Raw genomic sequence first — 23240 nt, 5'->3', positions numbered from 1 at the left:
ACTTGAGCTGCGGATCGACATGAATACCGCCACGCTGATCAAGTCGCCGCACCGCCATTAATCTTTATGGCTCCTCGAGTTAGCGGGTCAAACCCAACTGGCCAAACTGTTTCATTGTCATATAAGGCCCCTATGAGCACGATACCTTCCAGCTCTGCAGCGCTCAAATCAATCATCCGCAAATTAGCCCCACTAAAATTCGCCCCCCTTAGATCTGCGCCTTTAAATCTAACCATTGAAATATCAGCGTTAGAAAAATCCGTAGCAATGGCCAAGCTCTCGCTAAAATTTACCTCCATAATCTTTGCACCTCTGAAATCAGCATTCATAAGTGCGCAACCCTTAAACATAGTCCTTACCATAACTGCGCCCACAAACGAAGCATTCCTTAGGTTTGCACCTGTAAAGTCAGCCTCGGTCAAATCCAATTTATCGAAAATAGCGCGATGAAACTCTCGCCCGCTCAAGTCCGACCCGACAAGACTCAACAAAGGAAGATTCAAAATCTCACCAGTTTCAAACGATATAATCATTATTTATTTCCCCAATCAAACTCGTCAACGTTTAGAGAGGACACCGGCTTAGTTTGACCTACCTTGCTTGGAGACAACACACCTATTGTCACATCCGGAACACGCCCTAGTATTTTTGCAGCAATGTAACGATGATTTCCATCGATGATCACGTTCCCATCCATCTTAATTGCCGGGGCTACGTCACCATTAAGCAGCCGATCCACATATCTCTGTACTGCGGGCAACGAAACGGCACCCTGTGCACTCATTGAAGCATCGCCTTTTAGTGCCTGCTGAATAATTGAAGGCGTTACATCTGATCCTTTTGATACCAGTGGTGCGCCAGACGCCTTCCCGCCCCCCAACCCTATCAGGGGCAACCCAGGAACTATCGGCTCAACGTAGGGTTTACCATCTCGGAACGCCTCTGATTCAGAAACAGCTGGCAGCCCCTCCTCCCTTCGAATTTCATGCCTAAGCGCTTCCTCAGGGTCCTCGTCATGGAAGTGCCCCTGCTGATTATATTTCTCCCCATTCCCGCCGATCATACTGCCCGTGGCGACATTCCCACCGGCCAACCCAGCCGAAATCAATCCAATGATTTGCGCGGTCGTGATCTTGTATTGGCTACCAGCCAGGCTCAAGTCGCCTGCAGCAAATTTCTCGCTGACGTACTGCGCCATGTACTGGTTGGCTATCGGTGTCAGTCCGTCGGCAGCGCCACCCGCGATGGCGCCGCTTTTGAAGTCCCCTCCGCTTGCCATGGAGATAACGCCACCCAGCATGGCGTGCATGAAGATTGTACCCGCAGTACCTGGCGCAAGATGCAGCTTATCGGCAATGTCGCCAATCGACTTGTTACCGATGGCCGCACCTAAATCGATTGCTTCGCCGACCAGTGCGCCACTTAAGTTTGAGCTAAAGCTTCCGCCATTGATCGCTGTCGAAACACTACTGGTAATAACTGCATGGGCCCCACTGCGCAACAGCGTCTGCCCCCAGCTTTCCGGCGTGAGCATGCTGCTGGCATAGCCCGGATTTTGCGCAGCTCCAGAGGTGACAACTTTGGAACCGCCATTCGCAGCGCCGTCAGCACCTGTAAACCAAGTGGTGTCCGCATAGTCGATGATGCCCGCAGTAACACCCGCAATCGCGTAACCCTTAAGGGCATCGCTAGACGTCGTGTCTTTGAATACAGCGCCAAGATTGCCGCGGTTGCTGATGAAACTACTCGCCGCATTAGTGGCAGCGGCGGTGGCTACCGCTGCGCCTCCAGCCGCGACGATGGTGCCGCCGGTCGCTGTAGCCAATGCACTCATTGCCGCAGGTCCGACGACGACTGCCATGAGAATCGCCAGCGCCAACTGCGCGCCAACACCCAATCCAGAGTTGCTGTATTTGAACGACTGATGAATCTCCTCCACCTGCCGCCAATCCACATCCCCGCGCTTCTCCGCATCCTTCAACCACGCCAATTGCGGATCGGCCTTCACCATGGCATCGATGGCTTGGCTAACCGTCTGCTGGTTCACCTGCTTCACATCGATATGCAGGCCATCCACGGCATTGATCGCCACCGCGCCTTTGGCCACCAACTCACTCTGGCGCAGGGTTTCGTCGGTCTTGCCTTTGCCGGACATCGAGTTCCACGCCAGGCTGCTGTTGCTCTTCTCGTGGCTCTCTTGGTGAAGGTCTTTGACGCTTTCAAAGTTGATAGCGCCGCCGCTGTTGAGGGTCAGGTCTTTGCCGCTGTCGAGCGTGGCGACTTGATAGGTTTGATCGCCGCCGCTGGCCAACAACAAGTCGCCGCCAGTTTTGATCTCGGTGCCGATGTTGGTGACTTGGGTCACTTCGTCGCGCTTGGTTTTCTTGCTGCCGAAGTGCCCCTTTTTCTTCATGTCGTACAGCGAGTAGTCGCTGTCTTGGGCGGCGAGCAAGTCGAGGTTGCCGCCGGCGACCAAGTAGGCTTCGTTGGCGGCCGTGATGTTGCTCGACGTGACAGTCATGTCTTGGCCGGCACTAAGAGCAACGCTGCCGCCGGAGGTGATGGAGGTTTCCACCTGGCTGACGTGGTCTTCCTGGCGCTTGACCTTTTTGCTCTTGGACAGCGAGTGCTCTTCATCCGCCGCCGAACTGATCACCAGGTTTTCAGTGGCCGTCATCGCCATATCACGCTTGGCGTCCAGTTGGCTGGCGATCAGGTTGATATCGCGGCCTGCCTGGATGCTCAGGTCACGCCCGGCCGTAACAGTGGACGAGGTTTGGGTGATGTCGCTGCTGTTGTGCTTGGCGTCCAGGTAAAGGCTGTTGGTGACTTGGGACGAGGTGACGTCCACATCACGCCCAGCTTTCAAGCTCATATCCCGGCCGCTTTGCAGCACGCTGCCGCTGTTGCTGATATCGCGGCCTGCGGAGATCGTCAGGTCGTTGGCGGCTTCGATACGGGCGGCGTTGTCGGCGTAGTCCTTGTGCAGTTGGCCTTGTGCGTCGCTGTCCAGGGACACCTTGCTGCGTTCGTTGGTGACGTCGCCGGTGATGGCGCTCACGCTCACATCACGGCCCGCGATGATGCCGCCGGCTTTGTTGACGATGGTATTGCCGGCCAAGGCATCCAGTCGATTGCCGGCTTGCATCAAGCCGCTGTTCACCAAATCCCCTGCTGCGGTAGCGGACAGGTTATTGGTGGCCTTGAGGGTGCCAACGTTGTCCAGGTCCTTGCCGGCAATCAGGCTCACATCGTTACCGGCAATCAAAGCGCCGGTGGGGCCGAGGCGGCCGCTGGCTTGGGCCAGGTACACCACCGGCACCAATACCTGCTCGCCGTTCACCTCTTGGCTTTCCATCCACACGATGTCGTGAGTCAGAGCTGCGACTTGCTCAGAGGTAAGGCCAACGCCAACGCTCAGATTGAGTGCGCTCTTGCTGGCGATGGCGTTATTCATCAGGTACTTGAACTGTGCCTCGTTGGAGGTCTGGCCGTCGATAAAGGCTTGGCCGGTGCGGGCGGTGATCGCTTGCTGCACCAGGCGCTGTTCATAGAGGCCATCGCCCAGGCGCTTCCAGCTGGCGTCCGGGTCGTAACCCAGGTTGCCGAGCAGGTAGTCCGAGCTCATGAACTGTTTGAGGTCGGTGAGGACAGGGTTGGTTTCGATCAGGTATTTGTTGGCATTGGCCTTAGCGGCAGTGTTCGGTAAGCCCTGTACCCGTGCCACGGTTTGGGTGGCGGCAAGCGTTGCCGCCGTGCCTGCGCTGCCCGCATTGAGGCTAGGCACATCGCTGGCGGTCGCAGGGCGTGGGCTGGTGTTACCGCTAGGTGCGGTGTCCAGGGCGGCGGTCGTGGTGTCAACACCTGTCACTGCACGGGTGATCGCTTCCACTTGGCGAGTGCTACCCGCCACAGCATTGCCCGAATCGAGGTGCAAATCGCGCAATGGGTCGACGACGACGGCTTGGTCGCGCTGGCCGGTGGCGAGGCTGGCGCCGCCCAGTACCCAATTTTGCGCACCCGCGCTGGCAGGCGCGGCAGTGCTGTTGCCGCCCTGGCCGCTCAGGCGGAACAAACCATTTTGCCCAGTGGGTAGGCTGAAGCCGGGCAGGCTCAGCGGGTTGATCTGCTGCTGCGCCAGGTCTGGAGGCAATTGGGCGTTCAGATGAACGACCACACTGCGGTTAGTACCGTTGGCTTGGGTGCTGGCGACCTTATTGGTGCCAGCGCTGACAGCGTAGTCTTCGTGAATAACGCTGTTTTGCAGGTCCTGAGTGGCCGTGATGGAGACATTGCCGCCGGCCTGGATGACAGCGCTGCGGCCGGCATTGCTTGTGCCGTCCTTAGCGACTTCGACGTCGCTGACAAGGGTCAGGCTGGTGAGTGCCGAAGGCAACTGCATCAAGCTAGCAGGATCGTATTGTGACTGCGGATCGGAGTGGAAGGCGTACCCGGAGAGCGTGTCTGCTACAGGCGCACTCGTTTCTAAATCCTTCACAGCGACAATTTTTATAAGGCCGCCGTCATGGCCCGGCTCACGTCCGTTCTTGTAATAAACAACGCCTAAGCGCAATTCCCCTGAGGGTGCCTTGTAGTAAACATAAGGAAAGTCCGGATTATTCCGCTGGTTGTACTCGACGACCGTGGGCATGAACCGATTGACGGTACCGTCGGTTACGCCTTGTTGGGTATAGGTCCGTGTACGCTCCACGGACCCACTGACAGCCCCCAGATTTTTGACGTTAGTTGCCTGGATCGTGATATTTCCGCTGGCAGCGATCGTACTTTTACTGTTTAGGAAACTACCGCCGTTGAAGGCGAAGTCTCCACCTGCGGTCAGCAGCGCTGCTGCGCTGGTGTCGTTGTCCTGGCCGCCTTCGAAGGTCTCACGGGCGATGTAATTGACTGAATAGTGGTCGCCGCTGCAGTCCAAACACTGCACCGCAATAAACCCAGACACCAACGTCCGCCCAACCGCAAAGTTATCCCCTGCCGTCGAACCCTGCGTGCGGTTTTCAAAGTTCGCCGCATTGATCGCGAATCGCCCGCCACTTTCCATGGAGCCGGAGATATTGGAAACCTGGTTGGCTTGCGCGGTCCCATAGCCGCCCATGGTCACGCTACCCACCGAATACAGGTCACCTTGCTGGTTGGTGAAGGTGCCAGCGTTACTGGCCATATTGCCGCCGCTGAATAGCAGCCCTTGGTTGACCAAGGTCGGGGTGGTGAAGGTGGCGTTTTGCGCGGCGCCGAGGGTGCCGCCGTTGGTGATACCGTCGGCATTCACGAACATATCCGCCGCCGAGGTTATCCGCCCCAGGTTGTTCAACTGCCCACCCACGTTGATGTCCGTGCGCGCGCCGCCGGTGATGCTGCCGGCACTGCCGACATTCAATTGGTTCGCGGTCAGGCCCAAAGTGCCGAGGCTGCTAACGCGGCCATTCCCCGAATACCCACCACTGAGGTTCAAGCTCATGGTGCCGTCACTGGCCAGCACCCCATCGTTGACCCAATTGCCGCCCGTACCGACCAACGCCGTGGAGGCGAGCAACTGCCCTGCCGCGGTTTGGGTGAAACTGCCGACGTTGATGGCCAGGCGCCCCGCCTGGATCACGCTGCTGTTGGTCCAGCTATCGGCATTGAGGGTCATGCCGCCACGGGTCACCAGGCTGCCGCCGGCATTCATCACGTTGGCGGTGGCCAGGCCAAAGTTGCCGTTGCCCACGTGCAGCACGCTGCCGCCTGTGTTGAGCAGGTTGCCGGCGTTCAGGGCCAGGTCGGCGTTGGCGGTTTCCAAGGTGCCGTTGCGGTTGTCCAGCAGGCCGCTGATGTTCAGCGCGGTGGTGCCGCTGGTGCCGAGGGCGCGTAGCTTGCCAGTCTGGTTATCCAGGCTGGCGGCGGTAATGTTGAGGGTGCTGGCGCTTTCAATGATGCCCAGGCGGTTGTTGAGGGCGCCGGCCAGGGTCATGTCCACTTGCTGGCCAGCGATCTGGCCGTCGTTGTCGCCGCTGTTGTCGAAATTGCTGCCTGCCACGCTCACGCGGCCGCTGGCGTAGAGGCCGCCGTTGCGGTTGTCGAAGTTGCCGTTGCCTGTATTGACCAGCGTGTCGCCGGCTTGGGCTGCGATGCGCCCGCCGTAGTTGTCGATGCCGGCCAGGGCGCGTAGGTCCAGGCTTTGCGCCTGGATCACGCCGCCTTGGTGGTCGAGGGCGTAGCCGTTCTTGAGCACGCCATCCACCCGGGCGGTGAAGGCGCTGCGCAGGCTGGCGAGCACGCCGCCACGGTTGTCCAGGGTGTTGGCCGCAAGGTTGAGGGCGCCGCTTTGGGCGATGAGTTTGCCGTTTTGGTTGCCCAGGTCGCCGCTGAGGGACACGCCCAGGACGCCCTCGCTTTGCAGCTTGCCCTGGGCGTTGGCGAGGCTGGCGGCTTGCAGCGTCAGGCTGGCGTTCTTGCTGTAGATGAGGCCGTCGTTGGCGTTTTGTACGGCGCCGGTGGCGGTGACCGCCAGGGCGTCATTGGCAGCAACGGTACCGCCGTTGCTGTTGTCCAGGCCACCGCTGGCCAGGGTTAGCGCGCCCTGGCTGATCAGTTGGCCGTGCTGGTTGTTGATTTGGCTGGCGCGTTGGATCGAGAGGTTGCCGGCGCTGGCCAGCTTGCCTGCGGTGTTGTCCAAGGTACCGAGTAGGTCGAGGGTGACGGCGGCGTTGCCGGCCAGGCTGCCAGCGGCGTTGTTCAGGTCGGTGGCGGTGACGTTCAGCGCTTGCTGGGCGTTGATGGCGCCATTGCTGTTGTTGAGGGTGGTGGCGCTCAGGCCGAGGGCCGCGCCACTGTCGATCAAGCCATTGCCGCTGTTGTTCAGCAGCCCGCCCACGGTGAGGGTTTGCCTGCTGGCGCTGGAGAGGATGCCGCCTTGGTTGTCCACGCTGGCAGCGGTGAGGGTCAGGGTGCGCTGGCTCACCAGGGCACCGGCGTTGCCGTTGAGCAAGGCGCCGGTCAGGTTTACGCCCAGGTCGCCATCGCGGCTGGAGAGGGTGCCGTTGTTGCGGTTGTCCAGGCTGGCGGCGTTCACGTTCAGCCCTTGCCAGCCGGAGATCAACCCGTTCTGGTTAACCAGTTGGGCGGCGTTGAGCGCCAGTTGACGGTTGCTGATCAGCCGGCCGTTGCTGTTGTCCAGGTTGCGCCCGCTCAAGGCGAAGCCTTGCAGGCTGGAGATTTCCCCCGCCTGGTTGGCGAGGTCGCGCAGGCCGTTGACGGTCAGTTGGCCTTGGGCTTTGACCAAGCCGTTGCGGTTACTAAGGTCGCCACCTTGAAGGTCCAGGCGCACGGCGCTGTCGCCGACCAGGCGGCCGCCGTTCTGCACTAGGCTGCCCACCGTTACGCCAAGGTCGCCGCCGGTAGACACTTCGCCGCCGTTGCTGGAATCCAGGGTGGCGGCGGCCAGGTCGAGGGTGCCCTGGCTGTTGATCAGGCCGCTGTCACGGTTGACCACCGCACCGTCCACGGTCAGGCCCAACTGGCCACGGCCGATCAGGGTACCGCTGCTGTTGTCCAGCGAACCGGCATTGGCGGTCAGGCTGGCGGCGGCAATCATGCCCTGCACGTTGTTCAGGGCCTGCGCCACGCGCACTATCAATGCCTGGTTGCTGAGCAGCTTGCCGCTGCCGTTGTCGAAGCTCTGGGCGATGACATCGAACGCCTGGCCGCTGGAGATTTCCCCGTGCTGGTTGTTCACGCCTGCCAGTTGCTTGAGCAGCAATGTACCGGGGGCGTTGATCAGGCCATGCTGGTTGTCCAGCTGGCCGTGGTTCAGGTCCAGGGTGAGGCTGCCGTTGCTGAAGAGAGTGCCGCCTTGCTGGTTCAGGTCAGTGACGCTGGCGACCAGGCTGTTCTGGGCGCCGATGTTGCCGCCCGCTTGGTTGGTCACCTGGGTGGCGGTCAATTGCAGGCTGTCGGCACTGTTAAGCTGGCCGTTATGGCTGTTATCGAAGGCACCAGTACGTACTGTTACCGTGCCTTTACCACTGATAGTGCCGCTCTGGGCGTTGTTCAGGCTGGCGCTGTGCAGGCCAAGGGCGCCATCGGTCATCACCTTGCCGCCCTGGTTGTCGAGCGCGCCGGTGGTGTTTACGGTCAGGGCGCCGCCACTGGACAGGTTGCCGCCGTGGTTGCTGAGGCTGCCCGCGCGCACGGCCAGGGTGCCTTCGCTATTGACGGCCCCGCCGTCGTTGAGCAGCGCGCCGCTGAGGCCGAGGTCAATGGCGTGGTCGCTGAGGAGGCGGCCGCCGCTGTTGTCCAGTTGCGTGCCGGTGAGGGCCACGCCGGCTTTGCCGGAGAGTACGCCTTGGGTGTGATTGGTCAGTTGGTCGACCGTCAGGCCGAGATTGCCTTGGGCGGTAACGCGCCCGCTGTCGCTGTTGTCCAGCTGGTGCCCGGTAAAGCTGAGGTCGCCTTGCCCGGAGACTTCGCCGCCACGGTTGTCAATGGTGCTTACATTCAGCGCAAGGGCCCCGAGGGCGCTGATCAAGCCGGTGTAGCTGTTGTCCAGTTGGGCGCCGCTCAGGCTCAACGCGCCGAGGGAGATCAGGCTGCCGCCGTGCTGTTGCAAGTTGCCAATGGTCGCGGTCAGTTGCTGTTTGCTGGCGATCTGGCCGTCGCTGTTGTCAGCGCTGGCGGCATTGAGCAGCAAGGCGCCGTCGGCGATCACCTGCCCTTGGGCATTGAGCAAGTGGCCGTCCGCACCAAGGGTAAAGGCGCCACGGCTGCTGAGCAGGCCGGTGCTGTTGTCCACGCTGCCGGCATTGACCCCCAGGGCCGCCGCGCTGATGACGCCGCGTACGTTGGCCAGGGCCTGGGCTACGCGCAGGTTCAAGGCGTGGTCGCTCAGCACTTTGCCGTCGCTGTTGTCCAGGCTGGTGGCGTAAACATCGAAGCCCAGCTCGCTGGAGATTTCACCGTGTTGGTTGTTCACCCCTACCAGGTTGCGCAACAACAGCGCGCCGGGGGCATGGATCAAGCCGTTCTGGTTATTGAGCTGACCATGGTTCAGGTCGAGGGTCAGCTCGCCTTGGCTGAACAGCTCGCCGCCTTGCTGGTCCAGGCTGGCCACACTGGCGGTGACTGCTTGTGTGGCGGCGATGCGGCCTTGGGCCTGGTTGGTCACCTGGCCGGCGTTCAGGGTGAGGGTGCCGGTGCTGGTGAGCTGGCCGCCTTGGCTGTTGTCGAAGGCGCCGGTGCTCACACTGGCGTTGGCTTTGCCGCTGAGGTTGCCGTGGTTGCGGTTATCCAGGCTGGCGCTGGTCAACACCAGACCACTGTCGGTGCTAAGAGCGCCGTGCTGGTTATTCACCGCACCGGCACTGTTGAGCGTCAGCGGGCCGCCACTGGAGAGGCTGCCGTTGCTGTTGTCGAGCCTGCCTACGGCGAGCGCCAGGGCGGCTTCGCTGCTGATGCGGCCGGCGCTATTGAGCAAGGCACCGCTTAAGCCGAGGTTCATGCCCTGCTGGCTGGCCAGTACCCCGCCGCTGTTGTCCAGGCTGGCGCCGGTGAGGCTCAGGGTATTGCCGCTGAGCACGCCCTGGGCGCGGTTGATCAGCCGGTCAACGGTCAGTTGCAAGGCATTGGCGGCGATCACTTTGCCGCTGTCGCTGTTGTTCAATTGCTGGCCGCTGACGGTCACGCCCATGCGACTGGAGAGCTCGCCGGCGCGGTTGTCGAGGTCGCCCACGTTGAGTGTCAGCGCTTTTGTAGCGCCCACCAGACCACCGGCGCGGTTGTCCAGGCTGGCGGCGGTGACGGTCAAGTTGCCTTGGGCCACCACCTTGCCGGCCTGTTGGCTCAGGTTGCCGGTGGTGAGTTGCAGGTCGTGCTGGCTGAGAATGCGCCCGGCGCCGTTGTCCACGCTGCCAGCGTGCAAAACCAACGCACCGCTGCTGCTAACGCGGCCGCCCTGGTTGTTCAGCGCACCACTCACGCTGGCGGTCAGGTCGCCCCCGCTGGCGAGCACACCAGCCTGGCGGTTATCCAGGCTGCCGGCGTTCACCGTGGCGTTGCCCGTGGCCAGGACTTCGCCGTTTTGGTTACTGAGGGCGCCATCGACGCCGAGGGCCAAGTCGGCGTCGCTATTAACGCTGCCGTTGTCGTTCAGTAGCGTGCCCGCGCGTAGGTCCAGGCCGTTGCCGCTGACCCCGCCATCGGTGTTGTTCAGTTCGCCAACCACCTGCACGGTCAGGCGTTGGTCACTGAGCAACGCACCGTCGGTGTTATTCAGCGTGCTCGCCGCCAGGGTGAACGCCTGCTTACTGGAGATTTCGCCGTGCTGGTTGTTGACGCCAGCCAGGTTGCGCAACACCAGTTGGCCCGGCGCATCGATCAAGCCGCCTTGGTTGTTGAGTTGGCCATGGTTGAGGTCCAGGGTCACGTCGGTGTTGCTGAACAGTTGGCCGCCGCCGTGTTGGTCCAGGCCACTGACGCTAGCGGTCAAGCCCTGGGCGCTGGCGATACGCCCCGCCGCGCTGTTATCCACCTGGCCAGCATTCAGCCGCAGGGTGCCGCTGCTGGTGAGGTTGGCGTTCTGGTTGTTGAGCGTGCCGGTGGTCACCGTCACGCCGGCGCCTGCTAGGCGGCCGCCCGCGCTGTTATCGAAGGTTCCGGTGATGGTGGTGTTCAGGTTGCCCTGGCTGGACAGCTCGCCGTTGCGGTTATCCAGCTCGGAGGCATTGACTGTGAGGCTGCCGCCGCTGGCGATCAGGCCCTGGCGGTTGGTGGCCTGGCCGGCGGTTACACCCAGGCTGTCTTGGCCCAATACACGACCGTTCTGGTTATTCAGCGTGCCGGCCATCACCTGGGTGTTGGCCTGGCCATTGAGCGTACCGCCCTGGTTATCCAAGGTGCCGCCTACCGTGGCCTGCACCCCACGGCTGGCGACCACGCTGCCGGCGTTGCGCAGGTGCTGCGCGCTCATGTTCACATCGCCTGCGGCGTTGCGGCTGTTGTCCGCATTCACCCCGGCTTCAATCACAGCACCGTTGGTCAACTGCCCATCGCTGGCGAGGCTGATACGGTCCCGGGCTGCCACGCTCTGCTCGACGTTCAGTGCATTGGTGGTGTGTACGTCGACGCTCGCGGCATACACCTTGCCCTGCAGCTCAGCATTGCCGGCATTCACCTTGACCGCCCCACTGGCCGCCACCTGCCCCACATTCAACTGCCCATTGGCATCGATCTGTATATCCCCGCCACTGGCCGCCAGGTTCCCGGCCAGCCTCACCCCCACCCCTGCCTCAGTCCCCACCAGCTTGATCGCGCCGGCGTACATCCCGCCCAGCGCCGAGCTGTCGATGGCCAGGCTTGGCTTGGCGCTGCCGTCGTCGGCCAGCGCGGTGGCGGTGTTGGTTTGCGCGTCCACGTTGTTGCGGCCAGCCACGATGGCCAGCTGTTTGGCGTTGATCTGGGCGTTGATCTGCGCGGCGCGGGTGATGATGTCGAACTGCTCGACCTGGCTGGCGTCCAGGCCCTGGCCTTGGATGCTCACGGTGCCGCCGTCCACCTGGAAGTGGTCCACCTGGCCGTTACCGCCGAGCACCGGTTTGCCGGTGGTGATCGTCACCCGTGGCGTGTTGATGAACCCGCAACCGTTGCAGCTCACGCCGTAGGGGTTGGCGACGATCACCCGGGCGCCTTGCCCGGCCACTTCGGTGTAGCCGTTGAGCTGGCTGGCGTTGGCGCCGACCACTTCGTTGAGGATGGTGCCCGCCGCCCGGCCGTGCAGGTTGGGGTTGCCGACGATGATCCCGCCCAGCTGGGTGCTTTGGGTGCGCCCGGTGGCGTTGTTGAGGATCAGCCCCTGGCTGCCCACGTTGTACTGCTGGTACTGGTTGTGCGAGAGGCCGCTGGCGTTGGGCGCGGCGATGTTCACCACTGGCACGCCGTTGCCTGCCTGGCTCAACGTGGTGTTGGTGCCGCCACTGACCGCGATGCCGTCGGCCTGGGCCCAGATTGGCTGCCAGAACAAGGCGTTGGCCAGGATCAGCGCGATGCCGCGCTTGGGCAAGCCCCAGAAGCGCTCGCGGTCTTGCAGGCGAGCGGAGGGCTGACGGGCCAGGAAGGTCAGGTGGCGAACGTCCATGTGGGCGGTCTCGAAAAGGCGTTAAAGGAAGAAGTCGAGGCGGAAGTAGATCGGCGACTCGCGCTCGATCAGGCCGGCGGGGCGTTCCAGCGAATGGGCGAAGGTCACGCTGGCGGCCATGTGCTGGCCGCGGGCGAAGCATTCGAAAGCGTTGCTGGTGAGCCGGCCGTGCTGGTTGCCGTTGTAGCGGTCGTTGCTGATCACGCCTTGGTCGTAGCCGGCGGCCACGCCGTATTCGGCAAAGGCCGGGCGCAGCCAGTCGAGGGTGACCGGGCGGGTCAGGCGCAGCTCGTTGCGCCAGTAGCCGCCGCTGTTGCCGGAGAGGAACTGATCCTTGTAGCCGCGCAGCGAGGCCGAGCCACCGAGGCTGGTGCGCTGCGGGCTGAACAGCACATCTTCGCTGCGCTGGCCGGTGGCGAGGCTGGTGAAGCTCAGCTTTTCGCCCCACAGGCTGAACGGTTGCAGGTAGCTCAGGGTGCCGGTGTATTTGCGGTAGTGCGCGTTGGGTTCGCCAGGGCCTGGGTTGCCAGGGCTTTGCGCGCCGAAGGCACCGATGCCCTGCTGCATGCCAAGGTCGAGGTTGACGAAGCCGGAGCCCACGCGGCGGCCATGGTTGAGGCCATATTGCACTTCGCTGAGGCGGTTGCTGCTCAGTGCCAGGCGGCTGTCTTCGATGTAGTTGTTGCTGCGCAGGTTGGACAGGCCAACGCTGAGCGAGGTTTTGCTGACGGCATCGCGATGGATCACGCGCTCGGCGTGCAGTTGGTGGGTCTGGCTGTCGCCGGTTTGCTTGAAGCTGAAACCGTTGGCCTGGGCCTGGGAGCGGTAGTCGGTTTCGCTGTAGGTATAGCTGAAGGTCCACCAGCCCCACGGCAGGCTGTAGCCGAGCATGGCGTTGCTCGAGCCTTGCTGGTGATCGCTGACCGCATCATGGCCGCCGCGCACGCTCAGTTGGTCGGCCAGGCCCAGCGGGTTGTCCCATTCAAGGCCCGCGTTCCACTGCTGCTCGCCGGTGCTGCGCTGGCCATCGTTGTTGCGCGACAGGTTGGCGCGCCAGGGCTTTTGCGGGGCGTTTTTCACCAGCACGTCGCTGCCGCCCACAGCCTGGCCGGGGGTGAGCTCCATTTGCGCCTGGTTGGAGGGCAAGCGGTTGAGCTGGTCGACCATCTGCTCGATCTCACGCAGGTTGACCGCCGCCCCTTCCCGCCCAGGGAACGCCAAGGCCAACTCACGCTCGCTCAAGCCGCTGTTGGCGTCGCTTTTGAGTTTTTCCAGCTTGCCTTCGATCACCAGCACTTGCAGGTGCCGCGTGCTCAGGTCCTGCTGTGGGAGGTAGGCGCGGCTGGTGACCAGGCCTTTTTCCAGGTAGCGGTTGGTAATGGTCTTGAGCAAGTCGTTGAGCTGCTGAACCCCCAGGCACTGGCCTTGATACGGCGCAGCCAGGGCAGCACGCTCAGCCTCCGTCAGCGAGTCGGCGCCTTTGATCTCGATGCTGTCGATCGGGAAGCAGCGGCTGTCGGCCGGGGCACTCGGTGCCGCTGGCGCTGGGGCGTTGCCGGGAAGGTCTTTGAGCTCTTCCAGGCGCTTGCGCTGCTCTTCGAGCAACCGCTCCTGGCGGTCACGGATCAGGTCTTGTTCACCGGGCGTAGGGGCGGCGTGGGCAATGGGCGAAACTGACAACAAAAATAAAAGAGCAGCGCGTGGAGCGGGGAAAGGCACGATTCGTCCTTGATATGGCGTAGTGACATCACGGATCCAAATGTTAAGACGCCACTAAGCTGACGTCAACATTTTGTAACAACCGTGCGTCGGCGTTGATACATAACGGCCGGTTGAGTTGTTACCGGCATAGGCGAGGCGCCCGGCATCGCCGCGTAACGCGCCTGCCACCTGCCCTAGGGCAGGTATTGCCGTGCCGCCTCGGTACTGCGCGCGAGCTGCCGCAGATCTCCGTCGCGTTGTGCTGGAAGGGGATACCGAGGATCACCAGAAGCATCCAGGTGCTGGTTCGATGGCATGTACCTGCGGGCGCGACGGTCATGCTCCAACCGGCACCAGCTGATGCGGTAGATAGGACACACACCCTGCCAACGACAGGGCGGTGACCAGAGCGGTGCGCTGGAAAAGCTTATTCAACACGGAATGTCCTTATTGGATCGCAAAATGCGACAGCGTAACGGCGCCGTTCTGCGAAACTTGAGGACGGTATGTGGAAACAGCGCACGCGGCCGTTCCCACTGGGCCAACGCGTCTAGCGCAGGCCGCCAGAGACCTCCAGGTGCGTGCCTGTCGTGTAGGAAGCCGCATCGCTGAGCAACCAGAGGATGGCCTCGGCGACCTCCTCCGCGGTCCCGGGCCGACCGAGCGGCGAATTCACGCCACGCTTCCAGGCGCGCCCGGGTTGGCCGCCGGAGGCATGGATCTCGGTGTCGATCAGCCCGGGCCGTACCGCGTTCACCCGCACGCCCTCGGGGCCCATTTCCTTGGCAAGGCCAGTGACCAGGGTGTCCACGGCGCCCTTGCTGCCGGCGTAGTCAACGTACTCTCCGGGCGAGCCCAGCACCGCCGCCATCGACGACACCAGCACCAGCGAGCCGCCCTCCCCGCCGCCGCTTTTCATCATCCGCCGCGCGGCTTCCCGGGCGCACAGGTAGGCGCCGAGCACATTGACGTTGAACATCCGTTGCAGCCGCTCCAGCGGCATGTCCACCAGCATCAGCGGCGGCGCGACGATCCCGGCATTGATCACGGCGCCCGCCAATGACCCCAAGGCATCCGCCTGGGCAAACATGTGCAGCACATCCGCTTCGACCGCCACGTCGCCTTGCACGGCGATGGCAGCGCTGCCCGCGCTTCTTACCTGGGCGACCACCTCATCGGCGGCGGCGTGGTTGTGCAGGTAATTCACCACCACGGCCCAGCCCTGCGCCGCGGCCTTCAGCGCGGTCGCCCGCCCTATGCCGCGGCTGGCGCCGGTGACCAGCACGACCTTCCTGTTCATCACAAGCGCGTCCCTTTTTTCGGTGCGAATGCTTCAGGGTAGCCGCTTGGGCGGCGCTCGCCAGCGGCATTGCTCGGGCAGCCCATGTGGGCGCCAGGCCTGCATGCGCTTGTGCCGCAGAGCCTGGCGCCCAAGGGGTGCAGGGCCACCGCCGCAGGTGCGGCCCACCTCCGCCCAGCCCTGCGGTAAGCGCGGCGTGTTCGCCCGCCCCTACTGCCGCAGGACCACCGCCAGCCCGCCCAGGATCAGCCCCATGCCCAGCAGGGCGGGCAGCGTAAGGCTGTTACCCAACACCAGGTAATCCAGCACCACGGTGACTACTGGCACCAGGTAAAACAGGCTGGTCACGTTGACCAGGTTGCCGCCCTGGATCATCCGGTACAGCAACAGCTGCGCCACCACGGACACCACCAGGCCCAGCCAGATCACCGGCGCGATAAAGCCGATATCAGCGCTGAAAGTGATGGGCTGGAATGGCGCGAACCCCAGGCACAGCAGCAAGCTCACCCCGTACTGCAAGGGCATGACCTGCGCGGGATGCTGGCGCACCTGCTTTTGCAGGATCGCGCCGGTGGTCATGAACGCCAGCGCCAACAACGCGAACAGGCTACCCAGCACAGACACGTGGGCGGCCACCACGCTTTGGTAAACCACCAGCACAAGCCCGCTCAAGGCTACCAGCAGCCCCGCCAGCCGCCTGGGCGACACCGTACGCTCGAGCAACAACAGGGTAAGAATCGGCTGGATACCCAACAGCGTCGCGATCAAACCAGGGGTCATGCCATAGGCCATCGCCTGGAAGTAACAGATCGAATAGCCGCCAATGAGCAAAAAGCCCGTGGCCGCGGCGCGCGTTCTCGTTCCAGGCAATGGCAGCACCCGCCCGCGCACCCGCCCCACGATCAGCATCACCGCGAGCGCCAGGGCAAAGCGGAACAACAGCAGCGCGAACGGCGAGCCGTGATCCAGCCCCCAGCGGGTGAAAATTGCCGCACTTCCCCACAGCAGAACGAACAGCCCCATGGCGCCGTAAGAGGCCCAGGTAGATCGGGTAATACTCATGAATGTTGTCACCTGTCTTGGTAGCGAACAGGCTCCAGCGTCCTCTGCTTAGAGGGGCACCTTAAAAGGCTGGGAAAAGCTGGAGCCGAATAGAGGCCGTTCAGGCCAGCACAACCACCCCTGGCGGGGACAGCAGCGCAACAGCTACAGCAACAACAGATGGCGAGACGGGGGCCACGCTGACTGCACAGGCACACCGCCGCCCGAGGGGGGCAGGCTTCGTCGCGAAGGCGGTGAGTGCAGTAGAGGACATGGTGGGTACGGGATCGGTACGTTGAGTTGCCGTGACGATAGCAGAGGAAATTGCAAAATGTAAATCCGGCAGTGAGCCGTTTTCTGGCACGCGGGCTCAGGCTGCTCGAACGCTCAGCAGCCGCACCCCCAGGCCCACGAACACCGCGCCCGTGCCGCGCTTGAGCAGCGGCAGCCAGCGCGCGGCCTTGAGCCGTTGGCCGAAGCGCAAGGCGATGTAGCAATAGGTCGAATGCACGGTCAGCACGATTGCAGCGATGGACAGGTACATCACCACGAACTGCCCGAACACCGGCCGCCCTGCCTCAATGAACTGCGGCAGGAAGGCGCACAGGAAGATCATTGCCTTGGGGTTGCTCGCCGACACCAGGAACGCCTGGGCGCAGATTCGCCGGTTGGACCGGGCGCCCTGCGTCGCCAGGCTCTCGGCCGGCGCAGGGGCCCTTCGGGCGAACAGCTGGCGCAAGCCCAGATAAATCAGGTAGCCCGCGCCCAGCAGCTTGAGTGCCATGAAGGCCATCGGCACCGCCACGAGCATTGCCCCTACGCCCAACGCCACTGCAGTGGTGACCACCAGCTGCGCGCTGAGGTTGCCCACGAAGGTCGCCGCCATCGCGGCGGGGCCGTAGCGCAGGGCATTTGCTACGGTAAGCAGCACGTTGGGGCCCGGGGTAAGGGTGGTTGCCAGGTAGGCCAGGGAGAAGGTGATCCAGAGGTGCAGTGCCATGAGCGGTAATGTCCAAGTGCCGAGATTCACCATCGAAGGCCGAGAAACTGGATCCAGCGATGGCACTCGCGATATAAAACATTTGCGCCGGTTATTGTCAAAAGCGGCCCCCAGCCTTCAGCGCCGAGGACATCCATGGCTAACATCGTCGAATTTTCAAATGACCGCCATCGAATGGCAGTGATCGGATTGTGGAAGGAGGTATTTGGCTACCAGACGGCGCACAACGCACCAAGCCTGGCGATCGATAAAAAGCTGGCCGTGGCCGATGGGCTGTTTTTCGTTGCGCTCGCCGGCACGGAGGTGATCGGAACGGTACTCGCCGGGTACGACGGCCATCGGGGGTGGTTGTACTCCGTTGCGGTGCATCCGGCGCATCGTAGGCATGGGGTGGGTGCGGCGCTAGTGCGACGCGCCGAACATGCCCTGGTTGCGGCAGGCTGCGTGAAAATCAACCTGCAAATCATCGAGTCGAATGAAGGCGTCACACCCTTTTATGAAGCGTTGGGCTACATCACAGAGCCGCGCATCAGCATGGGAAAGAAGATCGACAGCAATGTGCCTCCTCCCGTGTAGTGCCACTGCCTCCCATTAACTGCGTTTGGATACCTAATGAATCGCTACCTGAACCTGACGGCCTGCCTGTTGCTGATAGCCGCGGCCAATGTGCACGCCGATAGCACATTGCGCTGCAACAGCGCGTTGATCTCGGTGAATGACTCGATGGGCGAAGTGCTGCGCAAGTGCGGCGAACCGGCGGGCCGGGCCGCGGCAGGCTACGTCAAGGCCCTCGACGCAACCGGCAGGCCAACCAGCACGCCCATAGAACAATGGACCTACGGGCCGAGCTCCGGCATGTATCACTACCTGCGCTTCGAGGGGGATCGGTTGGTGAGCATCACCGGGGAGCGCGGTTAACGCTCTGGCGGCGCCTCGGGTCAGGCCTATTGGCGCGCGGGGCGAGCCTCAACGCCAGGCCCGGTTTGACTCACCCGCCCCTTGCCGCTAGGCTCTGCGCACTTTTGCTCCCTGAGCCTGCCCTGCACCATGCCGTCGTTCATCCGCCTGCCTGCCACGCCGCGAACGGGTCTCGTACCCGTCGCCTTCGAGTGGCCGCAAGATGCGATCCAGCGGCGCCGGCGCTCCGTTCTCTTCGCGTTCACCTTCTCCCCTCACGCCTGAGCGGCCCTTCACGGCCACCCTCTGCTTTTTCCAGGCGCTGCGCCGTGTGCGTGGCGGCTCCTTGCGTGTGGATGCGCCTGCCCTTCCTGGGCAGGCCGGAGTTGAAAATGTTGAATCGCGGTTTGTTAAGCCTGTTGATCTTTGCGGTGTCTGTGGTGGGGCTGACCATGGGCGCTACGCTGCCGTTGGTGTCGTTGCGCCTGCACAACGCCGGGGCCACGTCGTTGATCATCGGAGTCGTCAGCGCCATGCCGGCGGCAGGCATGATCCTGGCCGCCGCGCTGACCCACCTGGCGTGCCGGCATTTTTCCGGGCGCACGCTCTACCTGGGTTGCTTCGTGCTCTGCACGCTGAGCGCCGGCAGCGTCGAATGGCTAGAGGCGTCGGTTATCCCGCTGGCACTCGCGCGGCTATGCATGGGCTTGGGCATGGGGCTGATCGTAATACTGGGCGAGTCCTGGGTGAACCAACTGTGCAACCCGAACACCCGTGGCCAGACGGTCGCTTTCTATGCAGCCTGCTTTACCGGCTGCCAGCTCGGCGGCCCGCTGCTGATCAGCCTGCTGGGAACACAGAGCGCCTACCCGGTGCTGATCATCGCCATGGCCAACCTTGTGACGCTGGCATTGGTTGCGTATCGGCTACCCAAGGGCCTGGGCCTGCACAGCGAGGGCGAGGCCCGCAGCTTCTCGCTTCTGGGCTTTGTGCGAGTGGCGCCGGCGCTGTGCATTGCCGTGCTGTTCTTCTCGTTCTTCGACACGGTGGTCCTCTCGCTCTTCCCGGTTTACGCCACGGCCTATGGCTATGCCGTCGGGGTAGCGGCCTTGATGGCGAGCGTGATCCTAGGTGGCGACATGCTGTTTCAGGTGCCGTTGGGCTGGCTGTCGGATCGCATGGACCGCCGCGCCCTGCACCTGGGCTGCGGCCTGCTGACACTGGGCATCAGCCTGGCCCTGCCCTGGCTGATCGGCAATCCGGCACTGCTATGGCCGGCGCTGGTGCTGCTCGGCGCCGCGGCGGGCAGCATCTATACCCTGGCGCTGATCTTGATCGGCGAGGACTTCCGCGGCGCCGACCTGGTCACCGCCAACGCCAGCATCGGCATGCTCTGGGGCCTCGGCAGCCTGGCCGGGCCGCTGCTCAGCGGCGCCATGATGGAAGGCAACCCCCAGGGCCTGCCGCTAGCGCTGTGCCTGACGGCGAGCGTGTTCGCCCTCGCCGCGTTCAACGCCCTGCGGCTGTCGCGGCGAGTGCTTTCCCGATGACCCTACCGCTGCCTGCTGGCTTTAGCGGGCCGGCAAGCTGCAACGCACACCCAGCGCATAGCGCGGCACTGCGCCTGCGCAGCATCATCGCGCTATACCATTAAACCTTGAAGCGCCTTACCAGCTGATTCAAACGGGTGGCCAGGCTGGCCATCTCCCCGCAAGCACTGGCCGTCTGGCTGGCACCCGCGGCGCTCTGGCTAGACAACTCACGAATGCTGGTGAGGCTACGGTCCACTTCACGGGCCACCTGCGCCTGCTCCTCCGAGGCGGTGGCGATCAACAAGTTGCGCTCGTTGATATGGGTGATGGCCTCGGCGATCTGCCGCAGCGAGGCGTCCGCGCTCTGCGCCACGGCGATGGAATTGGTGGCCATGTCCGTGCTCAGCCCCATCGCGCGCACCGCCTGAGCGGAATCGCCCTGAATCGCGGTGATCATCTGCTCGATTTCCTGGGTCGACTGTTGCGTGCGGTGCGCCAGCGCCCGAACCTCGTCGGCCACCACCGCAAACCCGCGGCCCTGCTCGCCAGCGCGCGCGGCTTCAATCGCCGCGTTCAGCGCAAGCAGGTTGGTCTGCTCGGCAATGGCGCGAATCACCTCGATCACCTTGCCAATGCCCTGCGCCCTGGCAGACAACGCCTTAACCTGTTCGCCGGTGGTACTCATGTTAGTGGCCAGGCCTTCAATGGCCTTGAGGGTCTGGGCCACGTTCTCGATGCCTTCATGGGTATAGGTCTGAGACTGCTGGGAGGTTTGCGACGCCGCTTCGGCGTTGCGCGCGACCTCGTCGACTGCCGCGCTCATCTCGTTGACGGCGGTCGCTGCCTGGTTGACCTCATCGTTCTGCCGAACCAGTCCCTTGCTGGCGTCCTCGGTCACGGCGGTCATTTCTTCGGAAGCCGAGGCCAACTGAGTGGAAGAGTCCGCAATGTGGCTGATCGTATCGCGCAGGTTCGCTTGCATTTTCGCCAGGGCGGCCAGCAGGCGGCCGGCTTCATCCTCGCCGCTGATTTGCACGTCCCTGGACAGGTCGCTGGAAGCGATGCGCTCCGCCACTGACAGCGCAGCGCCGATCGGGGTGGTGATGCTGCGGGTCAGCAATACGGCAAGCACCACTGTGAGCAGCACCGCTAGGGCCACGATCCCGATCACCAGCGCCATGCCAGTAGAATAGGTGGCCTTGGCCGCAAGGCCCGCGTCCTTCGCGCCTTGGTCGTTGTAAGCCATCAGTTTGCTGATCTGATCGCCCAGGGTATTGGTCAAGGGCCGGATATTCGTGTTGATGAACGTCACCGCCGCAGCATAGTCCCCGGAGCGAACCATTGGTTCAAAGGTGTCCAGTTGCCTACCATAGGTATCGGCTGTCGCTCGCAGGGCCGTGTACAGCGAACGCTCTTCCTCGTCCGACACCAGGGGTTCGTAACGGCTGACCGCGTCGAAGAAAGTGCTGCGATAACCACCGAACGCCGCTAACGTCTCCTGCCTCAGTTGTGGGTCGGGCGTGGTGCTTGCACGCAGGCTTTCCAGGCGCAGGCGCAACACGCCGGCGTTCATCAAGCCAGCCTGGCGAATGCTCGCCATCCAGTTGGCTTCCACTTCCTGCTCGGTGTCGCGCAGCTTGCTCATCTGCAGCGCGGCAACAATTCCCAGCGCAAATACCACCATTACGATAAGCGTGAAAAAAACCGCGGCTCTGGGAGCCACGTTCATGGTCCGTAAATTCATGGTGTTCTCACTTCCCTTTGGGGACTGTTCGCGTTCTTTAAGAGCCTATCGGCTGGCTGGAAGTGTGCTTCATGCCAGGCGATGGACGGCTGCCCAATCCCTCTTGCCGGAGCACCGCCATTTCACTGCCCGGTACTCGCGTGTTGTTGGCTGCTCGCCGCACCACCCAGGGCGAGCGCTCCGGTCACGGCGGGCAATGGCGCTCGTACCGCAGATAACCATTGTGGTCGGCCCCAGCTTGAGTGAACCCGGCCTGTTCATACAGGTACCTGGCGGGGTTGTCTGGCCGGACGCTTAACCTCAGGCGAAGCAGGCCCTCCGCCGGCCCGCTGGCCATATAAGCATGCAACAAGGCACGGCCTATGCCCTGACGCCGGCAGCTGGGGCTGACATTGACCGTACAAAGCTCCGCGCAGCCGTCGAGCGGCATCCACAGGCAATAGCCCGCGAACGCGCCGTCGACTTCAGCGATGGTCAGCCGGTTGAAATGCTCTACCCAACGCGTCAGGTGCCGCTCGACCCCGTTTCGCCAGGCGGGCTCGTGAGCGGGTTCCCAGCGCTGGATGTATTCAAGTTCGCCACGGTAGATCGAAGGAAGATCGTTGACCCGGGCGGGCCGCAAAGTAAGCGCCATCCTGACTGCCTGTGGTGGGTGAGAAATGAAAATAGGGTGAGGCGTGTGCGTCGTCAGCACGGCCGCCCCCTCCTGAGTTACCTCGTTATCGGCGCTTGGCTCCCGAGCCAAATAGCACGATGGCGCAGGGCTACGAACCCGTCGGGCGGATCGCCAATGGCGGCGATGAGGGTGGCGATAAACACTGCCAGGAGAAACAACCTGGAACCCGAAGGTCCAGGTTTCGAATGGTCAGCGTTATGTCAGCCTGTCCACCTACACCCGAGGCTGCAATCGAGCAGCCCGCATAGGGCCGGATACCCCCGCCACCCATAGGCCTGGCACGCCACGGCGCCGCTCGCAGACCGTTCCGGGCCGCCAGGTGTCAGCCTTGAGACGCAGGCGCCACGGGTGTTTGCGGCTCGATCTCATAGGCTTTCTGCACCAGCTCGAAACGCGTGCCCAGCCCCTCGTCGCTCTTGCGCGCCCACGCCGCCTCCAGTTGTTCGCGTTGCTGGGCGACAATCTCCTTGGGCTCGACATTGCGGTAGGTCTTGATGGCGCCCGTGATCACCCCTAGGGTGGTTTCGAACACCGGCTCCGGGTCGTATTGTTCGTGGGGGAAGGCAAGGTCGGCATAGTTGAACAGCCGGGTGGCGGCATCGTCTTTCCAGCTCTTCCAGGTTTCGAACATCCGGTCGTTGAAACCGGTGAGGAAGGGGCCTGGGTTGATGGTCGCAACTTCGATGCCGAACTCCCGCAACTCTTTGCTCAAGGCTTCGGCGACTGCTTCCACGGCATGCTTGGAGGCGGAATAGGCACCGCTGAAAGGGTCGACTGTCAGGCCCGCGACCGAGGACATGAAGATGATTTTCCCCTGCCGGCGCGCCACCATTTTTTTGGCGATGCCCTGGGTCAATAACGCGGGCCCGATTACGTTCACCTCCATTTGCCGGCGCAGATTATCCGCGGGTATGTCCACCATCGAGCCGCCCTCGGAAATGCCGGCGTTATTGAGCAACACGTCGATGTCCCAGCCCCAGGCTTTTTGCCGGTCGCCAGCGTCGGTCACATCCAGTTTCTCTACACGAAGGGCTACCCCGCGCTGTTTGGCCTGCTGCTGCACGGCTTGAACCTGAGCAACGATTTCCACGCCCGCGATCACGTCGAAATCCAGCGCGGCGAGGCGCAACGCAACCTCGTTGCCGAAGCCGGTGCCGGCGCCGGTGATGAGTACTGTGGTCACTGTGGTATCTCCTGGGTGATGGGTGAGCTCAAGCGGCTGCAA

12 protein-coding genes are annotated in these 23240 nt (G+C 62.9%); 3 read left to right on the top strand and 9 right to left on the bottom strand.

Annotation, left to right across the window (positions count from 1 at the left end; genetic code table 11):
* Positions 1–38: 38 nt before the first annotated feature.
* The 6 genes from OGL93_RS13105 to OGL93_RS13080 form a co-directional block, all read right to left on the bottom strand.
* Positions 39–533, bottom strand: a complete 495-nt coding sequence (locus OGL93_RS13105; protein ID WP_263263108.1) for a pentapeptide repeat-containing protein — start codon at positions 531–533, stop codon at positions 39–41.
* Positions 533–12124 (bottom strand): filamentous hemagglutinin N-terminal domain-containing protein, encoded by an 11592-nt coding sequence (locus OGL93_RS13100; RefSeq protein WP_263263107.1) that lies wholly within the window; start codon positions 12122–12124, stop codon positions 533–535. Before OGL93_RS13100 ends, OGL93_RS13105 begins: the two co-directional genes overlap by 1 nt.
* Positions 12125–12145: 21 nt before the next feature.
* A complete protein-coding gene (locus OGL93_RS13095) occupies positions 12146–13846 on the bottom strand; it encodes a ShlB/FhaC/HecB family hemolysin secretion/activation protein (RefSeq protein WP_346659649.1) in 1701 nt (566 codons plus the stop codon).
* A 529-nt stretch (positions 13847–14375) separates the two neighbouring features.
* A complete protein-coding gene (locus tag OGL93_RS13090) occupies positions 14376–15125 on the bottom strand; it encodes an SDR family oxidoreductase (protein WP_263263105.1) in 750 nt (249 codons plus the stop codon).
* A gap of 210 nt (positions 15126–15335) precedes the next feature.
* Entirely contained in the window at positions 15336–16187 is an 852-nt protein-coding gene (locus OGL93_RS13085; protein WP_263263104.1) for a DMT family transporter, read from the bottom strand.
* 349 nt (positions 16188–16536) lie between these two features.
* On the bottom strand, positions 16537–17166 hold the full coding sequence (locus OGL93_RS13080; RefSeq protein WP_263263103.1) for a LysE family translocator: 630 nt from the start codon (positions 17164–17166) through the stop codon (positions 16537–16539).
* A gap of 135 nt (positions 17167–17301) precedes the next feature.
* On the opposite strand from OGL93_RS13080, the gene OGL93_RS13075 reads away from it, so the two are divergent.
* From OGL93_RS13075 to OGL93_RS13065, 3 genes are all read left to right on the top strand, one after another.
* Positions 17302–17742, top strand: a complete 441-nt coding sequence (locus tag OGL93_RS13075; RefSeq protein WP_346659647.1) for a GNAT family acetyltransferase — start codon at positions 17302–17304, stop codon at positions 17740–17742.
* Positions 17743–17778: 36 nt separating this feature from the next.
* A complete protein-coding gene (locus OGL93_RS13070; RefSeq protein WP_263263102.1) occupies positions 17779–18084 on the top strand; it encodes a DUF2845 domain-containing protein in 306 nt (101 codons plus the stop codon).
* Positions 18085–18458: 374 nt separating this feature from the next.
* Positions 18459–19613 (top strand): MFS transporter, encoded by a 1155-nt coding sequence (locus OGL93_RS13065; protein ID WP_263263260.1) that lies wholly within the window; start codon positions 18459–18461, stop codon positions 19611–19613.
* 100 nt (positions 19614–19713) lie between these two features.
* Here OGL93_RS13065 and OGL93_RS13060 read toward each other — a convergent pair whose 3' ends face one another.
* The 3 genes from OGL93_RS13060 to OGL93_RS13050 all read right to left on the bottom strand — a co-directional run bounded on the left by OGL93_RS13060 (position 19714) and on the right by OGL93_RS13050 (position 23198).
* Positions 19714–21339, bottom strand: coding sequence for a methyl-accepting chemotaxis protein (locus OGL93_RS13060; RefSeq protein ID WP_263263101.1), 1626 nt, complete (start codon positions 21337–21339; stop codon positions 19714–19716).
* A 184-nt stretch (positions 21340–21523) separates the two neighbouring features.
* Positions 21524–21973, bottom strand: coding sequence for an N-acetyltransferase (locus tag OGL93_RS13055; RefSeq protein ID WP_263263100.1), 450 nt, complete (start codon positions 21971–21973; stop codon positions 21524–21526).
* Between the two features lie 364 nt (positions 21974–22337).
* The gene (locus OGL93_RS13050) at positions 22338–23198 is read right to left on the bottom strand and encodes an SDR family oxidoreductase (RefSeq protein ID WP_263263099.1); all 861 of its coding nucleotides are present in this window, start codon (positions 23196–23198) and stop codon (positions 22338–22340) included.
* Positions 23199–23240 lie beyond the last annotated feature (42 nt).

It is taken from the genome of Pseudomonas sp. RIT-PI-S (assembly GCF_025642975.1).
In the GTDB taxonomy this organism is placed as follows: domain Bacteria; phylum Pseudomonadota; class Gammaproteobacteria; order Pseudomonadales; family Pseudomonadaceae; genus Aquipseudomonas.
The sequence above is the reverse complement of the archived record's forward strand: the minus strand, read 5'-3'. Positions and strand labels throughout refer to the sequence as shown.